Here is a 21,099-nt window from a genome sequence, read left to right on the forward strand (position 1 = left end):
GAGTGCTCGGCTGCAGGGCCTCTCTTCTAGAGATGCTGCCCTGAGCCGGTCTCTCTGGCAGCGCTTCTCTTTTCAACTGCCCCGGTATTCTAGGTCTTGGTGTTCAACAGGGTCTGCAACATCTCGTCAGTGACGCCAATGAGTTTTGCCGCCGCAATGTAAGCATGCTGATACTTTATGATATTTGTCATTTCCTCATCCAGGGACACCCCGGCTACTGAATCACGCATGCTTGTCAATTGTTGTTGCAAACCCTCACTATACTTATGACGGCTGCTGGCCAAAGCACTGTCATTTCCAACTGCAGCAACCAGACCAGAGCGAAAAATCTCGCCAAGGGTCCCTTGCTGGCGGCATATCATAGTTTGCTGATTGCGCAGCTCTGCAATGGCCAGTGCATTGCGGTTATCGCCCGGTGCAAACGGCTCGCTACCAGCAGGCCTTGCTGCCGCCACCATTCTGGCGTCAGCCGCAAGCTCTGGCCTCACTCGCAGGTTGCTTGCCAGATCACGATTTGCCAGCAGCACAAAACCCTCGCCATTGCGCGGGCCGCTGCCCTTGTCGGCTATGGTAACCCGCAAACCATCAAAGTCGTAGGAAGTGCCAGAGACATAGGGTTGAGCTGCCACTACCAGAGCGCCAGTGGAAAAGTTGCTGATGGAGATTTCCATGACGCCACCGTTCATATTGAATTGAACGTGATAGCGGTCACCCGAAACCTCAGCCGGGTTATAGAGGCCCACAGTGTTGCTGGCACTGTCGTAAAATTCAGTCGTAATATTAACGCTATCACTGGTACCGGCATCAGGAAGACTGCCAAAGGTGGGAGTGTAAGTGAAGAAGTCAATGCCATCATTGCCTTCCAGGTCGACGCCGAGTCGGTGCAGTTCATTGACCATGTTGGCCAGATGGGCGGCCAGCCCGTCCAATGTCTCTTCATACTTGGGGATGAGTTCGTCCCTCACCTCGAGCCAGCCGCCAATTTTGCCGGCGCTAACGCTGTCAGTGATATCTGTGTCACCGTTGTAGAGCAGCCTTTGTCTGTTGTTGCCGTCCAGGGCAGTGCTCAGGTGCCAGGAACTGGTGCCCTCCACCAGGGTGTAGCCGCCCGGCAGGAAAACAGACAGAGTTCCCTGCTCGCTTTCCAGGGAGCTCACTGGCACCAGTTCGCTGAGTTTCTCGAGAATAAGGTCGCGTTGATCCCGCAGATCATTAGCATGACCGTATTGAGATTCATTGGCCACAATTTTTTCATTGAGTTCAGCCAGTTGATCCACGTAGCGATTGACTTCTGTACAGGCATTGCTGATGGTAAAATCCAGGTCATCCTTTACACTGTCGAGATGAAGGGCGGCATTGTTCATAGCCTCCGCAAGAGATCTGGCCCTGGCTATCAGGGTGGTCCTCTCTGCCATGCCTCCGGGATTGTTGCTCAGCTCTTCCCAGCTATTCCAGAAATCATCCAGCAGCTGGTTGAGGCCGGGCCCCTCAGTCTCATTGAAGCGCGATTCCAATACGGCCAGCACCTGCTTTTCTGCCTGCCACCTGGAGGTCTGGGCATGCTTGTCAATCAGTTGCTCATTGAGAAATTGGCTGTAAGCGCGTTGGATCTCCAGGGTCTCCACCCCGGTGCCCATCAGACCCACATCCACAGGAACCGGTTCATTGGCCTGCAGAATCGCCCTCTGCACTGAATATCCTGGGGTGTTCACATTGGCAATATTATGGCTCGTCACTTCCAGGCCATTTTGCTGCACTTCCAGGGCTCTCTGGGCAATGTCGAGTATGCTGTTTATTCCTGGCATGCTATACCTCTCTGTGCAAATAAAGAGGTCCTGGCTTTCTTTCGACAGTATGGGGTGTGGCTGAATACGGCTGGCAGTGTCCAGCAATGCCTGCATGCATGCAGGCCAGAGCATCCTGGCAAAAGGCCAGGCCTTCACCAATCAGAATACTGTTGCGACTCTGGAGAAATCCCAGTTTTTGCTTCCAGTCCTGCGCCAGCTGCCATGCCTCTGTGAGGAGTGTCCCTTGTGAATCTTTGGCAACGGCCATTTCCAGCAAAGCTTGCAGCTGTGTTGGTCCGGCAGGGATCTGCCAGCAAGTCGCCAGTCTTTCCTGGTACTCGTCCACTCTTGCAGCCGCCATTCCGAGCTCATGGAGTACCCCACTTTTCTTCGCTGCCAGGGCGAGCAGACCGTCAAAGTCAAAAGAACGCAAATTCTCCTGCTCCTCTTCCAGCAAGAGATACAGCTGCTGTAAACATTGGCTGACCTCCTGCAGGGACTCTGTCAGTTGTCTTACAGTTGTATGGGGCATCACTGACCCTCCATCTACTTATCGACACAATGTCCTTGTTTCACAAGCAGCAAGAGAGGATTTCCTTCCCGGAGCGCAGCCCAATACCGCAGTTGCAGACTCAGCGGTTGAGCAGAGGCAGAGCCAGCCCATTTTGTACAGTCTTTCTGGGACCACTTTTCAGGCGCGGCAAAGAAGCAGGCTGCGGCTCCTTCTCTCCAGTCTGCTCGACAGCAGGGCTCAGCTGCTTGTACATGAGTTCCGCCAGGCCGAGGCCGGAGCCCCGAGCAATGCCTCTGCAAAACTCCTGGTCCAGGAAGTCCTGGAACATCTCCTCCCCCTGGCCACCATGAAACAGCTCGCATTTGCTGATGGTCTTGCGCAGCCCTCTTACTATCTGATGCAGGAGCACGGCTTCGAATTCCCCGCAGGCCCTGCGCAGAGCCTGCTTCTGGTCTCCATCCTCCTGGAGGTGAAAGTCCAGGGCGCTGCCCATGCCTGCTGCTCCATCAATCATCTGTGGCCTCCTTCAGACCATTCCCTGTTGCTTGTTGTCCATCTTCGGCCTCTTCCGATAAACAGCTGCTTTGCAACTTCATGGAAAGGCCAGTTGTTCGACCAGATCCACGAGCAATACGGTAGTCATGATCAGATGATCTGCAGTTCCGCCTGCAGGGCGCCGGCTGCTTTCAAGGCCTGAAAAATGCTGATAAGATCTCGCGGAGTGGCGCCAACTGCATTGAGGGCCTGCACTACTTCGCCGATGTTGGCACCCTCTTTAACCAACAGCAATCTCTTGGTGCCCTCCTGCACCTGCACATCACTTTCAGGGGTTACCACCGTACGGCCTCTCCTGGCAAAAGGCGCTGGCTGGCTCACGTTGCGGGTCTCCTTGATCTGGATGCTCAAACTGCCGTGGGCCACAGCCACCGTGGAAATTCTCACATTCTCGCCCATTACTACGGTGCCGGTCCGTTCATCCACCACAACTCTGGCCTTGCTGTCAGGAATGATTTCGATCTGCTCGAGGCGGGCCATGAGACCCACCAGATCTTCTCTAGCCGAGGCCGGCACTTCCAACCTTATGGTGCCAGCGTCTATGGCCCTTGCCACCTCTCCTTGCAGGTATTTGTTGATTGCCGCTACAGTGCGAGTTGCCGTGGTAAAATCCGGATGAAACAGGTTTATTCCTATGGTGCTCTCGACGCTGAAATTGTATGGCAGCTCCCTTTCCACTGTTGCCCCTTCGGGGATGCGGCCCACCGTAGGGAAGTTTTTTTGCACCCCGCCGCCTGCAGCGCCTACAGCCTTGAAGCCTCCAATCGAGACCGCTCCCTGCGCCAGGGCGTATACCTGGCCATCCACACCTTTGAGGGGCGTGAGCAACAGGGTGCCGCCCTGGAGACTCTCAGCGTCTCCCAGGGAGGAGACCAGTACATCCAGCTTGCTGCCCCGGCGCGCAAAGGAGGGAAGATCTGCCGTCACCATCACAGCAGCCACATTATCCACTTTCACCTGCTCACGCGGCACATCCACCCCCAGGCGCTCCAGCATGTTGACCAGGGTTTGCACGGTAAATTTAGTTCCCTTGCCGTCTCCGGTGCCTTCCAAACCAACCACCAGGCCATAGCCGATGAGCTGATTCGAACGCATTCCCTGGACCGCGGCCATATCTTTCAGGCGTACGGCAGCAGCCTGATCACAGATTCCCCAAGCAAGAAAAATTGCCACAAAGATCAAGGCAAGCACTCTGTAGCTGTCGTATGTCCGTCTCACGTCTTCACTCCAGAAACCAAGTGGTTGCTCAGCAGGCGCTCAAAATGGCCAGACAATATCCAGCACTCGCGCCAACCAGCCGGGCCTCTGCTTTTCACTCACCACTCCCTTGCCATAGTATTCAATCCTGGCGTCAGCAATGAGACTGGAAAGCACGGTATTGTCGACAGTGATGTCCTCTGGCCGCACCATGCCGCTGAGCACGATGATCTGGTCCTCATTGTTCACTCTGATCTGCCGGCTGCCCCTGATGATCATATTGCCGTTGGCCATGACCTTCACCACTTTGGCGGAGATGGAGGCAACCATGGTTTCGTTGCGCGTGGTACTGCCGGAGCCGTCAAAGTCGTTTATGGTGTGTGCCCTGATCATGTGATCAGGATCGAAGCCGTACGACTCGTTCCAGTGGTCTTTCAGCCAATTCTCATAGCCGAAAAAATTGTTGATTCCCAGATCGACCTTAGAATCTCGAGCAGTACTGGTCTTGGCTTCTTTGCTGGCTTTGGCAGTCTCGACAATCTTGATTCTGACAATATCACCCACATTGCGCGCTCGAAAATCGCTGAACAGAGAGGTGTTCTGGCCATGCTGCCACAGTCCCGCATCAGGCGGCAGCTCCTCTTTTGTTGGCGGCTCAGCAAACCGTGACAGATCCAGACCGGCCTGCTGGTCAACCACCGGCGTACCGGCGCAGCCGCTCATAAGGCAGAGCAGCAGTATTGCCAGCATTCTTCGGAAAACTAAGCTCATTTTGCTCCCCTCGCACCTCGCCTTAAAAGTCGACCCGCACACTGCTGGGCCCCAGAACGCGGCCAATGATCTCCTTGCCGCTGCTGAGATTGGCCACCCTGATAGCGCTGCCCTCATAGCCATCTTCCAGAGCCCTGCCAGTGGTTACCACCTTCAAGCAGGCAGACTCGGCCACAATGACCAACCGGTCGCCTCGTTTGATCAACGGTGCTCTTTGCAGCATCCGGGAGAGAACCACCTCCCCTGCTCGCAGCGGCTGCACCGTCTGCATACCAATGGCGTCGCTCACATCTGTTAGCACGCCGCCGGGCATTCTTGCCAGATCCACTGTCTTGCTGCACAGGTCTCCCCTTTGAATCTTCTGACGTCGCCGCAAATCCCTGGCTGCTACCACCACCTGTTGCCTCACCTCCACCCGCCCGGAAAGACGCACGGCTCGCTGGCGCACATCATCGACAAAGAGAGTTGCCAACAAGGTGACAGTCCCCAGGTAGCGCGACTTTCCCAGGGTCTGCACCTTGTAGGAAAATCTGCCCACAGGAAGCAACACCGCCTCAGGCACTCTTATGTTGCTGAATCTCACCGTGGCTGGAGGCCAGGGCATGTGCGCCTTCACGTGTTCTCTGAATATGCGCACCAGTGTGCTTTTGCCCACTGTTTGAGCGCGTCGGGTCACTACAAGCTGTCGAGGAAGCACCACGGAAAGATGCGGCCGGCTGAGGCGCGCCTTGAGTTTGTAGCTCAGAAATTTGCGATCCAGCACCAGACGCCCACCAGCCGCAGGGGCGTGAGCCACTACTATCTGCTTGAGCTCTGCCAGCTGGGCATCACTCTGGCCGCTGAAAGAGGCTACTTCGCCCAGAGTAATCAGGCTACCTGTTACTTCCGCCTGCTCGTGTATCCTGATTTCCAGGGCACAGGCGGCAGGCGAGCTCCAGGCAAGAATGATGCCGGCAACCAGTGCTGCGAGGCCCACTGTCACTTTACTATTTCTCATTGTCTCACCTTACCTACCGCCGGATGGAGTTGGCCATCTGCAGCATTTCGTCAGCAGCTTTGATGGCTTTTGAACTCACTTCATAGGCCCGCTGGCTGATTATCATATTCACCATCTCTGTCACCACGTCCACATTGGACATCTCCAGGTATCCCTGGGCAATTGTTCCCACACTGTCCACCCCAGGAGTACCCTCCTGGGGATCGCCTGAGGCCTCGGTGGGAATAAAGCCGTTGCCGCCGATGGCCTGCAGGCCGGCAGGATTGGCAAAAGTATAGAGAGAGAGCTGAGTGGAAGCCAGTTCAGTGCCGTCTGAGCCGATTGCCACCAGGCGGCCGCCAGAATCCACAGTCACAGTGTTGGCTTCGCTGGGGATGGAGAACTCCGGCTGCAGACGCTCGCCGTCGGCAGTGCAGATAAAGCCCTCACTGTCTCTCTTGAAGGCGCCGGAGCGGATGTAGACCTCTTCGCCGTTGCGGAGGATCTTGAAGAAGCCCTTGCCCTCAATGGCAAAGTCGAGTTCGTTCTTGGTTTCCACATAGTCGCCCTGGGAAAAAAGCTTTTGCACTGCCACAGGTTTCGTTCCCATGCCCACCTGGATACCTGTGGGCACCTGGTTGCCGGAGGCAGTGGTTGCTCCTGGAGCCCGCAAAGTCTGATACAGCAAATCTTCGAAATCTGCCCGGCTCTTCTTGAAGCCGTTGGTGTTCACGTTGGCAAGGTTGTTGGCGATGATATCCATTTTCAACTGCTGCGCTGCCATGCCCGAGGCAGCCACCCATAAGCCGCGGATCATGTCTTCCTCCTTACATGCTGAACCCGGATGCTGCCGAGCAACTGTGGTCCCTGCTCGGCAATGTCCCTGCAGTAATCCTCCACAATCCCCTATTGACTCTCCCCGCTATCGCAACCTGCCGAAGTCATTTATGGCCTTGCTGTTTATCTCGTGCAGGGCTCGAATGATCTTCTGGTAACTCTCGTAAGCTCGGACGGTCTCGAGCATTCTCACCATCTCTGCCGTTGCTTTCACATTGGCCTCTTCCACATAGCCCTGCTCGATGGAAGTTTCTGTCTCGGAGGGCCTGTTCTCCATCATGTCAGCGGTTGCCCTGAACAGTGAGCCGCCTTCTTTCTGCAGATACTCAGGATTGTCAAATACCACTACCTCGAGGGTGTCAATGGCGTCGCCATCCACAGTTATCTGCCCTGTCTTATCAACACTGATCTCGCCCTCAGGAATGTTTATAGGCCCGTTCTTGCCGAGAACGAGTCCGCCATCCGAGGTAACCAGCATGCTGTCGCCGTTCACCTGAAAAGTGCCCTTCCTGGTATAGCGAATGCCGTAGTCCGTGCTGATTTTGAAAAACCCTCTGCCTGAGATGGCAAGATCCAATGGGTTGCCGGTGTACTTGAGCGTGCCCTGACTGGTGTCCACCTGCACACTGACGAAGCGCCGATAGAGTTGCTGATCCTGAATCACCTCTGCACCTGCCTGTTCTCCATTCATCTGCCTCAGCTGATCACGCATGAGAATGTGAAAGGAGAGGCGGTCCTTCTTGTAGCCCGGCACATTGATGTTGGCCAGGTTGTTGCTGATGATGCTCAGTTGCAGCTCTTCATTGAGACTGCCATTGATGGCTTCATATATTCCTGATATCACAGGAGCCTCCCTTGAATGTTTCTTCTGGTTGCCATAAGCATTAGGCAACCTTTATACCAATGAGGCTGGATCGACTGATTTTCATTCAACTATTTAATTTTGCTGGATTACTTAATTTTTCATTCCTGAAAATTCTCTGCCATCTTCTCTTGTTTTGCCGATTGCTGCCTGCAACTAGGAAATTGTTTCCTAGCATGAATTTTCAGGTCCATTACTGCAGCAGCCAGGCAGTGGCCCGAGGCAACAGGGGAGCAAAACCTATGGTTGTGCCGTGGGAGGTCCTGCTGTCTTGCGTTGTTCGTTCAAGCGGTAGACAAAGGCCAGCACTTCGGCCACTGCTTGATATAGAGAAGCAGGGATGTGCTCCTGCCAGTCGAGCTGGGCAAGAGTTTCCACCAGGTCCGGGTCTTCCCTGATAGGCACGCCATGGAGGCGGGCAACTTCAATGATTCGTTCGGCAAGCAGCCCAGTTCCTTTGGCTGTCAAACGAGGGGCCTTGTCTTTGTCTGGCTGATAACTGAGAGCTGCTGCTTTTTTCCTCTTGTCCATAAGAGTCCACTCGCCTGCTCAGCCAGCAGACATTCAAGCTGGCCTGCACCATGCACATCGACAATGTCAGCAAGCAAAGGCAGAAAAATTCACCGGCAATCGAACAGAATAGAAAACCTAGAGGACAGTATGGAAAAATTCCGCTTTTGCCATGCCCTCACTGCTAAGGGGAGGCGGTAACTTCTGCAAGTCTGCTGCTGAACAACCGATAACTCCCACCTGGAAACCGCGGGCAGCAAGCGCCTTTTCGAGGTGTACCAGCCGGGCGCTGATCCAGGCCGCCACCTCCTCGCTTTCCACAAGCAGCCGGCACGAAAGTCTCTTGCTGCGCAACTGTATATCTGCCTGTAAAGAGCCCAGGCAACTCAAACAAAGCCGCATGCACACCTTGAAAGTAAAATCTCCCTGTTCTTTCTTGTGCTCCTTATCTTCAGTCACGAAGATTTCTACACCGCCATGGTCCTTTTCCATCCTGGCGGGCACGAACCAGAACCAGTGGCCAGGGTCGCGTCTGCTCAGCACATTGTACTGTTGCTGAGCTTCCACCAGCTGCAGCACTTCTCGCCCCAACTGGGCCAGTCTTTGCCGCTCCTTGCTTTCGGCAAACTCCGTTAGAGCCTGCGGCAGTTTCAGCAGTATTCCTTTCAGATCTTCGGCAAACAGGGGCTGAGCCCCGCGGCCAACGAGCCAGCGCCAGATCTTGTGTTCCCAGAACAGTCCTCCAGAAAGAAGCTGGTTGGCCAGCCAGCTGCCAGCCAACACCGTTGTGGGCTCGAGGGTTATCACTGGCAACAGACGGCTCAGCCGCTGCAGTTCTTTCGCTGATCTTTCATTGCTGATCTGCTGCTGGCTGGCTGCTGCCAGGCGGGCGAGATCGCCCATGAGCACTCTGCTTGCCCGGTGAACAACCTGCCAGCACTGCAGCAGCCGGTTTGTCTGGTTGGCCTGGGGGGTCAGGACTCGCAGGATCGTCTGCTCTCCCAGTTGCTGGACAAAGAAGCGATACTGTTGGCCAGCCCTGAGAGGCAGTTGAGATCTGGCCTGAAATCGGATGCCTTTGGCAGTAATCGTGGCTGTCTGGTCCCTGTGTAGCTCTAGCACCTGGCCCCAGAAAACATCGCCATTCTTGAAAAGGCGGCCAAAATGGCTTGGCCTGGTATCCAGGTAGACGAGGGGTAGGTGGCTGTGCACCTTGAGATCGAGCACCATGGTACCTCAATGACTTGGTGGTCACAGCCATCCCGGTCCCTGATACTGTGACCCGCTTGCCCCAGGATTTTCTGGTCACGACGAACAACAGACCTTGCTGCTCTCATTGACTGCCTGATTGACTTTCAACATCAGGGCCACTTCCCCGACTGGCAAATTGACTGCTGTGGCGATCTCAGCAATTGACTCTCCCTGCTCGGCACGTTCCAGCACAACAGCCAATTTTTCTTCTCGCGGTAAAGCGGCGGCAAGTCCCGCCTTTGCCTCCTGGCGGCCAGCAGCAGTCAACTTCAGGTCCAGATCCTCCTTCAGCTGTTCCATGCGGGTCAACCGCTCCTCCACGCCAGCCAGGACCTGTTCCGTCAAGGCCTTCTTTTCTGCCAGATGGGCTGCCAGATCATCCGCCAGTTTCCTGATATCTGTCATCAGGGCGCCTGTCTGGCTATCCGGGGCCGAGCTCTGACTCATCCTGGTGGTTCGCAGCATAAATACCAGATAACAAAGCAGGCCGAGCACTGCCACATCTACCAGTAGTCGGCCAATGGCTAAGGTGTGCATGTCTACCCCATTTCTTCGTCCTAGACCACGATATCAATGAAGCGGCCGGGTTCGTCGCTGGCAGCCGCCTCACCTTCAGAGCCGTCATCCTTGCTGTTCTTCTTGTGGCGCTCATCTTTCCCTTTGTTGTGGGCTTGCCGCTCGGATATTGCCAGATTCTGGTCGCTTGCGGCGGACTTGCGAACCTGCTTCTGCTTTTGACTCCGCTCCTGCTCCGCAGCAGTCATGGTGGTCCTTTTTTGCCATTCGGGGGTCTGCTGTTGAATCTCCTGGAGTTTTTCTACCTTTACTCCTTCAGCAATGACGCCGCCCATGGAAGCAGTGCTACTCATGGCCATCCCCCTGCTTCTGCCGGCCAGCTCTCTCTGTCAGGGCCGACACTGGCTAATTGATCTCGACTGTTCAACTCCTCCCTGCCACTCCCTGCTCCCTCCCGGACAATTCGAGGATTCTGGCGAAGCCTAATTCGTGATACCTCTGGACTTACACAGTGGTTTGCCATTCAACCCAGATGCTAATATTGTCAGACTGCAGCCACCACTCCAGAATTTTGCGTATTTCAGCCTGCACTTCTGCTTCTCTACCCGACATTAACTGCGACCCGGCCATTCTCGCCAGCACACCGTAGATATCGTCGCGAATAGCAATCCGGTTGCGCCTGAATCTCTTCCTCGCCTCTGCCGGCCAGCTGACTTCCACAGATACCTGAACCACCTTCTGATTCGTCCCCTCTTGAAGGGGAATAAAAAAGTCCTGCAGATGTTCGGAACTCTGGCGCAGCAAGGCGCTTTGCGATGAGCTGCCAGCCTGTGGCTCATTTCTGGAGAGCAGAATTCCGGCAGCAATAGCAACAGCAAGCAGCACCACAACTGCTGCCGCCGAAGCGAACAGCAGCTTATGCTTGCTTGTCTTTTTCTCTGCAGCCGCCTCGCTGTCCTGTTCCTGGGAGTCGTCAGCTGCAGAGTGCTTCTCATCTCGAGCATCTGCAAGATCTGCGGCCGCCACATCTCGCGGCTCTTGCTCGTCAAGCGCTGCTGTTTGCTGTTGTTCGTCTATGTTCAACTCCATTGCCTGTTACTCCCTCGTCTGCCGCGACTTCTTTTCGGGAAAATAGGAGTGAAGCTTGCGGCGCAGACGCAAGACGGCCTGCGTCTGAAGTTGAGAGATGCGAGATTCGGTGTAGTTCATCACCAGGGCAATTTCCCGCATGGTAAGCTCTTCGTAATAATAGAGAGTGACTACCAACCGCTCCTTTTCCGGCAGCTGCTCAATGGCTGCCGCCAGCACCTGGCGCAGCTCAGCCAGCCCCAGAGCCTGCAGAGGATCACCGTTGCCGTTTTCTCCGCTTAGCAGACTCAGTAGACTGTCACATTTGAGATCGGGACACATCCTGGCCAGTTCACTCTCGGTGATCAGAGAGAGACCTCGCACCTCCTGCAGGAGCTGGTAAAAGCCTTCCATATCCTCGCCCAGCGCAGCGGCAACTTCCTCCGGCTCAGCAGGTCCACCCTTGGCACCTTCAACAGCTTCATAAGCTCGCGCCAGCATGTGGGCTTTTTTGCGCACCGAACGCGGCACCCAGTCCATCTGCCGCAGTTCATCTATCATGGCACCACGGATGCGAAATTCAGCATAGGTTTTGAACTGTACCTGTTTGGCAGGGTCAAACTTTTCAATGGCGTCTATGAGGCCGATCACCCCAGCGCTCATGAGATCGTCCATGCTGACGCTGGGGGGAAGTCTGTTGGCCAGTCTGGCCGCTATGGGTTTGATCAGGGGGGCAAATTCCAGGATGAGAGCCTCACGCTGTCGGCTGTCCACAGCGGACCATTTGTGACTGGCTCTGTTCTGGTATGATTTGAGTTTGCCAAGCGGTTGCTGTCGGGCAACCATGACCCTTCTCCATTGCTTACTGCTAGAGATTTATCAGCCGACGCCAGAAAAATTTTATGTTGCCGCTCACCTGCGGCTGTTTGCCGGAGCTCCAGACAGCCTTCGCCAGCTTGAGGAAACTCTTGCTGGCCGGCGCTTCGGGATACAGCTGAAGCACCGGCTGCTGACGGCAAACTGCTGCTGGGACATGCTCATCAAAGGGTATCCACCCCAGATAATCAAGGGAAGGTCCCCCCAAGAATCTTATGGCCACTGTACTCAGCTGGCGATATACCATCTCAGCCTCGTCTTCCTTCTCAACCCCGTTGACCAGCACTTTGAATTCTGTCTCCCGATAGCGGGTGTACAGCACTTTGATCAGAGCGTAGGCATCAGTGAGCGATGTTGGTTCACTGTTGGCAATAACCACTTTCTCCTGGGCAGCCATGTTGAAATACATGACGTTGGCAGAAATGCCCGCACCAGTGTCTATTATGAGGGCATCGAAACACTCTTCCAGAGTGTCCAACTCATCCAGGAGGCTGAGGCGCTCGCTGTCGCTGAGATGGGTGAGCTCCACCACGCCTGAGGTGGCGGGCAATATGGTAATTCCTGCTGGCCCGGGCACCAGGATCTCCTCGAGCTTCCTTTTACCTCTGAGCACATCTTGCATGGTATAGGGAGGATCCAGTCCCAGGAGAACATCAATGTTGCCGAGGCCCAGGTCAGCATCGAGTACTAGCACCTTTTTGCCTCGCTGCTGCAGGGCAATGGCCAGGTTGGCCACCACATTGGTCTTGCCAACGCCCCCCTTACCACTAGTGACCGAGATTACCCGCACCGGTGTAGTGGCACACTGCAGTTGAATTTCTTGTTGCTCAGCCTGCAGACAGTCTGCTGCCGGCCTGTTATGATTGGCCATCATTTTCCTGAGCCCGATTGCCTGATCCATATGTCCAATCCTTGTCAGCCATTTCCGTTTCAACAGCGTTCATGCTCGCCACAAGGGCGCAAATGCTGCGTCCTCTGGCGACAAATGCTGCCAGCCGCTCTCTGGTCGCTGCCTCGATGTCCTCGGGAACCCGCTGGCCGGTTGTAAAAAAAGATAGAGGACGGGGCTCAGTGAGCAGAAAATTCATCAGTTCAGCTCCATCACAGGCCTCATCCAGTTTTGTGATGAGATATCCCTTGTAGCCGAATCTTTCAAAGGCGGCAGCTGCCAGCAGCAGGTCACGGTATGCCGTGTTAGCACTGAGCACGAGCTGGTGCTCTACAGGCCAGGGCAGCCGGAAGATCTCTGCCAATTCAGCCAGATCGTCCTGATTTGCTGGACTGCGGCCGGTGGTGTCTATAAAGATCACGTCTTTGTCCAGGTGTCGTTTGAGCACCCGTCGCAGTTGGACAGCATTGGCTGCTGTTTCCATGGGAAGCTTCATTATCCGCGCATAGGCATACATCTGGTCGATTGCCCCAATGCGGTACTGATCCACGGTGACCAGTGCCACCCGTTTGCCCTGTTCAAAGGCTGTCCTGGCGGCGAGCTTTGCCATAGTGGTTGTCTTGCCAACCCCTGTGGGACCTATAAACGAAATTATTTGCTGGCCGTCCTCAGAAAAGGATGGTGGCGCCATGTCAATCTTGTCCAAAATATGATCCAGTACCTGGCGGACGCAATCCGAGCGGCTGCCTTTGCCATCTCGAGGCTGCTGCTGGTGTTCTGTCAGGGAAGAGCGAATAATGCCGTCTTTAATGCCCAGCTCTCTGTACACGGTGTATAGCTGTCCCAGATGATTGTCAAAAAATGCAGCACCGGCAAGCATTTGCTCCATCCGGCTGATCCAGAGCAGATCACGCAATTCCTCCAACTGTTGGTCGAGCCGCTGACACCACTGCGGCGACGGCCTCACCTGGTCCTGACCACCGGCCTCACCTGAGCTCTCCTCGAGCATGTCCAGATCAACTGCAGCGGTGACCTCGATCAGTTGCCCGCCAGCAGAAGAATTATTTTGCAGATTTCTGCTGCCGAGGACAACCGCACCAGGCCCCAGCTCAGATCTGATCTTGCGCAAGGCTTCATGAGAATTTCTGGCAACGAAACGTTTAATCCGCATGGCTCAATGTAAGTGTGTCAATGACTTTGACTTCTGTATCTGCCACAATTTCACTGTCTGAAAGTACAGCGAGTTCCGGTTGAAAACGTTCAACGAGCTTTCGCAAGTGCCTTCTAATTCTGGGAGCTGCCAGCAGCACCGGCGTACCCACCTCGGGAGCCAGCCGCTCAACAGTCCGTCTGAGTACTGCGGCAATCTTCTCTACCAGTGCAGGCTCCATCGCAAGGTAAGCGCCGTGTTCTGTTTCTCTTACTGCCTCGCTTATGGCCTGCTCCACATCTGCACCCACCATCACAACGCGCAGAGTGTTATCTGGACCCGTATGAGGCCTGATGATCGTCCTCGCCAGCCGCTGCCGCACGTACTCAGTGAGAAGATCCGGATCCTTGGTCATGGGAGCATAGTCAGCAAGGGTTTCCACAATGGTGAGAAGATCACGAATGGAAATGCGCTCCCGAACCAGATTTTGCAGAACCTTCTGAATTCCACCCAGGGAGAGCAAAGTCGGCGTCAATTCTTCAACAACTTTGGGATGTGTTTTTGACAGGTTGTTGAGCAGATTCTGAACATCCTGACGTCCAAGCAATTCATCAGCGTGGCGTGCGATGATCTCGCTGAGATGAGTGGCAATCACGCTGGCAGGGTCAGCAACGGTGTAGCCGGCAAACTGGGCCTCCTCCCTTTTTGCTTCCGGAATCCAGATGGCGGGCAGACCAAAGGCTGGTTCTACTGTGGGAATGCCTTCTATTCGGCGCCGCACATCACCCGGCGCCATGGCCAGATAGTGGTCCGCCATGAGCTCTCCTCTTGCCACCTCATTGCCTTTGATGCAGACGGCATACTCGCCCGGTTTGAGCTGCAGATTGTCGCGAACATGCAATGGCGGCACCACGATTCCCATCTCCAGCGCAAATTGTCGGCGGATGAGACGAATCCTTTCCAGAAGATCACCCTGCTGCTCTTCATCCACCAGAGGAATGAGGCCATAGCCAACCTCGAGCGACAGCAGATCCAGTGGCAGCAAATTCTCCACCGTTTCAGGACCTCGACTCGGTTCCACTTTGTCTTGCTCCAGAGCCAGTTCAAGCTCTTTGCGCTGCTGCCGCACTCGATAGCGGGCCAGAGCTCCCATAGCAGCTGCCAGAAGCAGAAAAGGAAGCAGGGGAAGCCCGGGAGAAAGACTGATCACCAGGACGATGACTGCCGCAATAGCCAGAGCCCTTGGATGCAGGCCAAAATGCTGGGCGAATTCCCTTCCCATGTGGTCTTCGCTTGCTGCCCGGCTCACCAGGATGCCTGCGGCAGTGGAGATCACCAGGGCTGGTATCTGGCTCACCAGACCGTCGCCAATGGTGAGCAGGGTATAATTCTGTACTGCCGTGTGAAAGTCCAAGCCTTTCTGAAAGACCCCGATAATCAGCCCGCCGATAATGTTGATGAGGGTAATGAGAATACCGGCGATGGCATCGCCGCGCACAAATTTGCTGGCACCGTCCATGGCCCCATAAAAATCTGCTTCCCGGGCAATTTCGGCTCGCCGCCGCCTCGCTTCATCTTCGTCAATGAGGCCGGCATTGAGGTCCGCATCGATGCTCATCTGTTTTCCTGGCATGGCATCCAGGGTGAAGCGGGCGGCAACCTCGGCTATGCGGCCAGAACCTTTGGTGATTACCACAAAATTGACCACCACCAGGATGACGAACACCACCAGGCCTACAGTAGGATTGCCGCCAACCATAAACGAGCCGAACCCTTTGATGATCTTGCCGGCAGCACCGGTACCAGTGTGGCCGTGCAGGAGCACCAGACGGGTGGAGGCAACATTCAGTGAGAGTCGAAAGAGTGTGGTAATCAACAACAGTGAGGGAAAAATGGAAAATTCCAGGGGCCTGGTTGCATATATGGTGAGCAGAAGTATGAGCAGGGCCAGAGTAATATTGAAGGCCAGCAGCATGTCGAGCATGAGCGGTGGCAGGGGCACCATCATGACAATCAAGACGCCCACCACGCCCAGGGCCATACCCACTTCACTGCTGGCCAGAAGGGTAAGTGGCCGCCGTGATGCCATCTGTGATTCGAGCACTGTCATTTATCAGGAAACCTTTCCTTTGAGCCGGTACACATGGGCCAGAACCATTGCCACTGCCTGGAATAAGGCAACCGGAATCTCTTGACCAATATCCACCGTACGATACAAGTTCTGTGCCAGAGGTTTGTCCTCCACAATGGCCACCTGATGTTCTCGAGCCAACTCTTTGATGCGCTCGGCAATAAGAGCCGCTCCCTTGGCCACCACGGTTGGGGCATTCATAGTGGCGGCTTCATAGCGCAGGGCTACAGCCAGATGTTCCGGGTTGGTAATGACCACGTCTGCCTTGGGCACCTCGGCCATCATTCTTCTGCGAGCCATGGTCCTCTGCAGACTGCGAATCCGCCCCTTCACATGTGGATCACCTTCGCTCTGCTTGAGCTCTTCCTTTACCTCCTGTTTGGTCATCTTCAGATTGCGTTCAAACTCCCACCGCTGGTAAGCATAGTCGAGAATGGCAAGAACCAGCATGGCCCAGAAACCGCGCTGCATGATCTTCAGGGTGGCGCTGCCCAGATAGCGGCTGATTTGAGCTGTATTCATCTCCGCCAGGGGCAGCAGTTGACGGAATTCTCCCTTCAGAGTCCAATAAACAACCAGACCCACCACGGCAATCTTTGCCATTGACTTGCCGAGCTCTACCAGAGAACGCTGGGAGATGAGCCTGCGGGCCCCCTGCAAAGGATCAATCTTGGACAGCTTTGGCGTCACTGGTTCAGCACTCCAGACAAAGCCCACCTGCAGCAGATTCACCAGGAGCGCTGCCAGGGCCAGGGCAATCATCATGGGCAGGATCAGCCAGAGGTAGTGCCAGGTACTCCGATAGAGCCAGCTGGTAATATCGTTGTCTTGACGACCAAGTTCCGCAATCCTCATGAGGCTGGCAGAAAGCAAAGCTCCCAGTTTGTCCACCAGCCAACCGCCGTACAGGTAAAGCATCAGGAGGCTGGCGCCCAACACCGCCACCGAGACAATTTCCTGGCTCCGGGCAACCTGGCCCTTCTTCTTTGCCTCTTGCCGGCGCTTGGGAGTTGCTTTTTCTGTTTTTTCTTGAAATTGCGGTTCAGCCATTTACTAGTTCCAGGGAAAAGGTTGACTTTGCTGTCCTGGCATTTCCTTGTCAGCCGCTCTGTATGAGGCCATAGACAACGGGCAGCAGCTGTTTCAACAGGCGGCTGAAATAGGGGACCAGCGTGCCCATGGATATGCCGAAAATCAGCAGGCCAATGCCAATATTGAGCGGGAAGCCAACAATCAAGATGTTTATCTGAGGTACTGTCTTGCAGATCAGCCCCAGTGCCACCGTGGTGAGCAGCAGGGCAATCATCACTGGAGCAGAAATTCTCACCGCCACCTGAAACATGATGCTGCTCAACTTGACAAGCTTGGCATAGATTCCTGCCTGCAGCACAAAGCCGCCCGGCGGGATAAGTTCGAAGGAGCGGATCACGGCCTGCAGCAGCAAATGATGGCCATTGATCAACAGAAAGATGAGGATGGCCAGGATATAGCTGAACTGGGCCAGAATGGAGGACTGGCTGCCGCTCTGTGGATCAATGACATTGACAATGCTGTAGCCCATCTGAAAGCCTATGAACTGGCCGGCGATCTGAAAACCAGCGAGAATGATACGCACAGACAAGGCAAGCACCACGCCGAGGAGCGTCTCGGCACAGATCATCAGCACCATTTGCACGCTCGACTGCACCACCAGAGGCTGCACGGGAACAACCTGACTGAGAAAAAGCGCCAGCAGCAACGACAGACTGGCCTTCCATACCGTCGGCAAATTGACGCTTCCGAAAAACGGCAGCAGGAAAAGACAGACACTCACCCGGAAAAAGATGAAGAAAAAGCTATAGAGCCGGGGGGTAGAGAGTAGACTGTAGAGGAGTTCATATGGCATGGCATTACTCACACCCAGCAACTGCCTCGAGGAACGACAGCCGCCCGATGATACAGGCTGTTCTGTACCCCCGGAGCGGTCAATGTGCCCAACTGTGGCGGTTGCCCAGGCAACACAAGATTGTAGCTATCCTGATCCTTGTCGCAGACAGCGGTAAATATCGCCTGCAATACCCGGCTCAATGCACCAGGGTGGGAATAATGGTGATAATATGTCTGGCAAAAGCAGTCATTTTGCTGATCATCCATGGAGCAAAAAAGAGCAGCCCCAGCAATACTGCCACGATTTTCGGCACAAAGGTCAAAGTCATCTCCTGCACCTGCGTTACGGCCTGAAAGATGCTCACCACCAACCCGACTATCAGTCCTATGCCCAGCATTGGCAGAGAAATCAGCAAAGTCATCTCGACCGCCTCCCGTGCCAACCCCATGAGGAATTCAGGTGTCATTTTCCCCTCACACAAAGCTTTTCAGCAGCGAGCCCACCAGCAGGGACCAGCCGTCTACCAGGACGAACAGCAGTATCTTGAAAGGCAAAGAGATCATTATCGGCGGCAGCATCATCATTCCCATGGAGAGAAGTACACTGGCCACCACCATGTCTATGATGAGAAAAGGAATATAGAGCAGGAAGCCGATCTGAAAGGCTGTCTTCAGTTCACTGATGACAAAGGCAGGAATGAGCACCAGTATGGGGACATTTTCCTTGTTATCCGGGCGTGCAAGCTTTGCCGCCTTGACGAACAGGGCAAGATCCTGCTGCCTCGTCTGCTTCAGCATGAACTCTCTCAGGGGTTTGACCGCCCTGTCCAGGGCCTCCTTCTGTGTCAGCTCACTCGCCAGATATGGCTGCAGTGCCTGACTGTTTACCTGTTGCCAGGCAGGCGTCATGAGAAAGAAGGTGAGGAACAGTGCCAGGCCAACAAGCACCTGGTTCGGCGGCATCTGCTGGGTGCCGAGGGCCTGGCGCAAGAAAGAGAACACCACCACGATCCTGGTAAAAGAGGTCATGAGAACCAATATGGCCGGCGCCAGGGAAAGTACAGTGAGGATGAAGAGAATTTCCAGGAGAACTGACACCCGCTGTGGCTCTGTGGCCTGCTCCAGTGAAAAATTCACGGACGGCAGGGTCAGGGATTCGGCCATGGCTGCCTTCGGCAGCAGAATGATCAAGGCTGTGGCAGCTAATGCCGCCACAACGAACACTCGCACAGCCCCACGAGGAAAGAATGAGGCTTCTCCACCATTTCGACATTTCTCAGCCAACCGCCTCATGCGCTTTTCTTTCTGCTGCGACTCAGAGCAAACCTGCATCATTTCATTACTGTCAAGGGGCGGTCTTCAGGAGCTGCAGCCTGTTGCTGGTGTTCGTCGCTAGTGCCAATTCCTGGCTGCATCGCCTCGGTCAGCCTGTCAGTAAAGGACAGGAAGCCACGCCCTCTGTCAACAGCCTCTTCTGCCTGCTGGCTGATCCTGCTGAGAAAATTGATGGATTCGGTGCCGACGCCCAGAAGGAAGCGTTCTCCCGCCACCTCCACCAGAGCTATAGATTTCTTGGGCGCCACCAGTCGCATATCTATTACCTGAATATGAGATTTGCTAGAGCCACGGGCCAACTTGACCCACCAGCGCTTCAAGAAATAGAGAGTGACAATGAGAAGGCCCAGGACCAGGGCCAGACCGCCTGCCATTCTGATGCTGCTCCACAGAATGTTCTGCGGGCCGCCTGCCACCTGCGCTACAGCTGGCGAAGCTCCATAAAGGGTGCTGGGACATGCTGCCAGCAAGAACAATATTGCCGCTGCCAGAATCGTCCGTAAATGCAAAGGGCTTCTGCTGCAGTTCATCCGCTCTCTCCTTCGACCGAGCTCAGGCTAGCTTTTTTACTCTCTCTGCTGGACTGATGATATCTGCCAGGCGCACCGCGAACTTGTCGTTCACCACCACCACTTCCCCACGCCCCATAAGTTTGTCATTGACGAAAATATCCAGCGGCTCTCCGGCAGCCTTGCCAAGTTCGACTATCGCCCCTGGACCAAGTCTGAGCAAATCTGCAATCAGCATGCGTGCTCGCCCCAGCTCCACAGTCACTTCCAGCGGAACGTCCAACAAGAAATCCAGGTTGCGTGGAGTTTCTTGACTGCTGCCATCTTCCTGGAGTTCTGAAAAAACCGTCTCCTTGGCCTCTTCCTCAGACGTGGGCTCAGTGTCGCCAAGCTCTTCCTCCACTGCCTCGCTCTGTGACACACTTTCTTCTGCTGCCGTATCTTCAGCAGTCCCTGCGGTCTTTTCTTCTACTGCTGTCATGGAACCCTCCCTTGTGCCTGCGTGCGCAGCTCTACTCTTCATAGAGCCCATTTAGTCTGAATGCCTTTTTACCTCGCCGCACTCCGGCAAAGCCATGCATTTTGGGTACTCCCTCTACTTTGGCCATCACTGGGTCAGTGAACTGTTGCTCGAGAACGATAATGTCACCTGGACGCAGCTGCAGAAGTTCGCCGGCCGAAATCATGGCTCGGCCCAGTTCCACTTCAACTTCAACCTTGGTCTTGTGAAGATGCTCCCGGAATATCTGCTGCCAGCTGTGGCCAGGGGCTTGTTCCTGGGCGTGAAAGGCGGCATCTAGCTGATTGCGAATGGGCTCGAGGGTAGAGTAGGCCAGACAAAAGGTGATGTCACCCACAGGCTCTTCCAGGACTATAGAAAAAGGAATTACAAAAACCGCCTCATCAGGAGCGCTCATGTTGACCATCTCAGGGTTCGTCTCCGAGGTCTGCAGAACAAAATTCACAGGATGAACTGGCTCCCAGGCCTTTTGCTGCGCTTGCAGGGCCATCTGCACCACTTTGCGGATGAGGGCGCTTTCGATCTGGGTAAACTCTCTTTCAGTAATTTCTGTGGGACCATCACCGCTGGCACCAAAAAATGCCTCCAAAAGAGCAAAAATCAAGCGCGACTCCAGCACCACCAGGCCAACACCCTGCAGGGGCGCCATCTGAAAGAGATGCAGACTCGAGGGCAGAGGCAGAGAATTGCTGAATTCTCCATAAGTCTTGAATTCCACCTCCTTGCCCTGCACATCTACGGAGCGGCTCAGGGCACTGGTGAGAACTTTGGCAAAGGATTTGACGAAGCGCTCATTAATGGAATCGAGCTGTATGGGTCTTTTCTTTAGATAGGCACTGCGATCGGCAAAATCGAAGGCTGTTACCTCAGAGCTCTTGCCGCTGCTCTGCGACTCTGTTGTCACCTCACCCTCAGACATGCCTTTGAGCAGGGCATTGACCTCGTCTTGAGAAAGCACCTTGTTCATATTCCCTCTTCC

Annotated in this window: 24 protein-coding genes; all 24 read right to left on the bottom strand. The window is 54.9% G+C overall.

Annotation, left to right across the window (positions count from 1 at the left end; translation table 11 throughout):
- Positions 1-89: 89 nt before the first annotated feature.
- The 24 genes from flgK to fliM all read right to left on the bottom strand — a co-directional run bounded on the left by flgK (position 90) and on the right by fliM (position 21,087).
- Entirely contained in the window at positions 90-1,805 is a 1,716-nt protein-coding gene (gene flgK, locus JRI89_00440; protein ID MBW2069698.1) for a flagellar hook-associated protein FlgK, read from the bottom strand.
- A gap of 1 nt (position 1,806) precedes the next feature.
- Entirely contained in the window at positions 1,807-2,319 is a 513-nt protein-coding gene (gene flgN, locus JRI89_00445) for a flagellar export chaperone FlgN (protein MBW2069699.1), read from the bottom strand.
- Positions 2,320-2,419: 100 nt separating this feature from the next.
- Positions 2,420-2,815 (bottom strand): rod-binding protein, encoded by a 396-nt coding sequence (locus JRI89_00450; GenBank protein MBW2069700.1) that lies wholly within the window; start codon positions 2,813-2,815, stop codon positions 2,420-2,422.
- Between the two features lie 131 nt (positions 2,816-2,946).
- Entirely contained in the window at positions 2,947-4,047 is a 1,101-nt protein-coding gene (locus JRI89_00455; protein ID MBW2069701.1) for a flagellar basal body P-ring protein FlgI, read from the bottom strand.
- 66 nt (positions 4,048-4,113) lie between these two features.
- Positions 4,114-4,824: a flagellar basal body L-ring protein FlgH gene (locus tag JRI89_00460; protein MBW2069702.1), complete on the bottom strand. Its 711-nt coding sequence runs from the start codon at positions 4,822-4,824 to the stop codon at positions 4,114-4,116.
- Positions 4,825-4,846: 22 nt separating this feature from the next.
- Positions 4,847-5,821 (bottom strand): flagellar basal body P-ring formation protein FlgA, encoded by a 975-nt coding sequence (flgA, locus tag JRI89_00465; GenBank protein MBW2069703.1) that lies wholly within the window; start codon positions 5,819-5,821, stop codon positions 4,847-4,849.
- A gap of 13 nt (positions 5,822-5,834) precedes the next feature.
- Positions 5,835-6,617 (bottom strand): flagellar basal-body rod protein FlgG, encoded by a 783-nt coding sequence (gene flgG / locus JRI89_00470; protein MBW2069704.1) that lies wholly within the window; start codon positions 6,615-6,617, stop codon positions 5,835-5,837.
- 105 nt (positions 6,618-6,722) lie between these two features.
- The gene (flgF, locus tag JRI89_00475) at positions 6,723-7,481 is read right to left on the bottom strand and encodes a flagellar basal-body rod protein FlgF (GenBank protein ID MBW2069705.1); all 759 of its coding nucleotides are present in this window, start codon (positions 7,479-7,481) and stop codon (positions 6,723-6,725) included.
- A 258-nt stretch (positions 7,482-7,739) separates the two neighbouring features.
- Positions 7,740-8,030 (bottom strand): EscU/YscU/HrcU family type III secretion system export apparatus switch protein, encoded by a 291-nt coding sequence (locus JRI89_00480; protein ID MBW2069706.1) that lies wholly within the window; start codon positions 8,028-8,030, stop codon positions 7,740-7,742.
- A gap of 117 nt (positions 8,031-8,147) precedes the next feature.
- On the bottom strand, positions 8,148-9,239 hold the full coding sequence (locus JRI89_00485) for a flagellar hook-length control protein FliK (GenBank protein ID MBW2069707.1): 1,092 nt from the start codon (positions 9,237-9,239) through the stop codon (positions 8,148-8,150).
- 75 nt (positions 9,240-9,314) lie between these two features.
- Positions 9,315-9,797 (bottom strand): hypothetical protein, encoded by a 483-nt coding sequence (locus JRI89_00490; protein ID MBW2069708.1) that lies wholly within the window; start codon positions 9,795-9,797, stop codon positions 9,315-9,317.
- Between the two features lie 20 nt (positions 9,798-9,817).
- Positions 9,818-10,129 carry a hypothetical protein gene (locus JRI89_00495; GenBank protein MBW2069709.1) on the bottom strand — a complete coding sequence of 104 codons (312 nt, stop codon included), beginning with the start codon at positions 10,127-10,129 and terminating at the stop codon, positions 9,818-9,820.
- A gap of 151 nt (positions 10,130-10,280) precedes the next feature.
- Positions 10,281-10,865: a hypothetical protein gene (locus JRI89_00500; GenBank protein MBW2069710.1), complete on the bottom strand. Its 585-nt coding sequence runs from the start codon at positions 10,863-10,865 to the stop codon at positions 10,281-10,283.
- A gap of 6 nt (positions 10,866-10,871) precedes the next feature.
- Positions 10,872-11,690, bottom strand: coding sequence for a FliA/WhiG family RNA polymerase sigma factor (locus tag JRI89_00505; protein MBW2069711.1), 819 nt, complete (start codon positions 11,688-11,690; stop codon positions 10,872-10,874).
- A 22-nt stretch (positions 11,691-11,712) separates the two neighbouring features.
- Positions 11,713-12,621 (bottom strand): MinD/ParA family protein, encoded by a 909-nt coding sequence (locus JRI89_00510; protein MBW2069712.1) that lies wholly within the window; start codon positions 12,619-12,621, stop codon positions 11,713-11,715.
- On the bottom strand, positions 12,578-13,780 hold the full coding sequence (gene flhF / locus JRI89_00515) for a flagellar biosynthesis protein FlhF (GenBank protein ID MBW2069713.1): 1,203 nt from the start codon (positions 13,778-13,780) through the stop codon (positions 12,578-12,580). The genes JRI89_00510 and flhF overlap by 44 nt, the downstream gene beginning before the upstream one ends.
- Entirely contained in the window at positions 13,770-15,869 is a 2,100-nt protein-coding gene (gene flhA / locus JRI89_00520) for a flagellar biosynthesis protein FlhA (protein MBW2069714.1), read from the bottom strand. The genes flhF and flhA overlap by 11 nt, the downstream gene beginning before the upstream one ends.
- A gap of 3 nt (positions 15,870-15,872) precedes the next feature.
- Positions 15,873-16,940: a flagellar biosynthesis protein FlhB gene (gene flhB, locus JRI89_00525; protein ID MBW2069715.1), complete on the bottom strand. Its 1,068-nt coding sequence runs from the start codon at positions 16,938-16,940 to the stop codon at positions 15,873-15,875.
- Positions 16,941-16,989: 49 nt separating this feature from the next.
- On the bottom strand, positions 16,990-17,775 hold the full coding sequence (gene fliR / locus JRI89_00530; GenBank protein MBW2069716.1) for a flagellar biosynthetic protein FliR: 786 nt from the start codon (positions 17,773-17,775) through the stop codon (positions 16,990-16,992).
- Between the two features lie 178 nt (positions 17,776-17,953).
- Entirely contained in the window at positions 17,954-18,223 is a 270-nt protein-coding gene (fliQ, locus tag JRI89_00535) for a flagellar biosynthesis protein FliQ (protein MBW2069717.1), read from the bottom strand.
- Positions 18,224-18,230: 7 nt separating this feature from the next.
- Positions 18,231-19,049, bottom strand: coding sequence for a flagellar type III secretion system pore protein FliP (gene fliP / locus JRI89_00540; protein ID MBW2069718.1), 819 nt, complete (start codon positions 19,047-19,049; stop codon positions 18,231-18,233).
- Between the two features lie 38 nt (positions 19,050-19,087).
- Entirely contained in the window at positions 19,088-19,621 is a 534-nt protein-coding gene (fliO, locus tag JRI89_00545) for a flagellar biosynthetic protein FliO (GenBank protein MBW2069719.1), read from the bottom strand.
- Between the two features lie 22 nt (positions 19,622-19,643).
- Positions 19,644-20,132, bottom strand: a complete 489-nt coding sequence (gene fliN / locus JRI89_00550; protein MBW2069720.1) for a flagellar motor switch protein FliN — start codon at positions 20,130-20,132, stop codon at positions 19,644-19,646.
- On the bottom strand, positions 20,113-21,087 hold the full coding sequence (gene fliM / locus JRI89_00555) for a flagellar motor switch protein FliM (GenBank protein ID MBW2069721.1): 975 nt from the start codon (positions 21,085-21,087) through the stop codon (positions 20,113-20,115). Before fliM ends, fliN begins: the two co-directional genes overlap by 20 nt.
- Positions 21,088-21,099: the final 12 nt, after the last annotated feature.

Source organism: Deltaproteobacteria bacterium (assembly GCA_019309045.1).
Lineage (GTDB): Bacteria > Desulfobacterota > Syntrophobacteria > BM002 > BM002 > JAFDGZ01.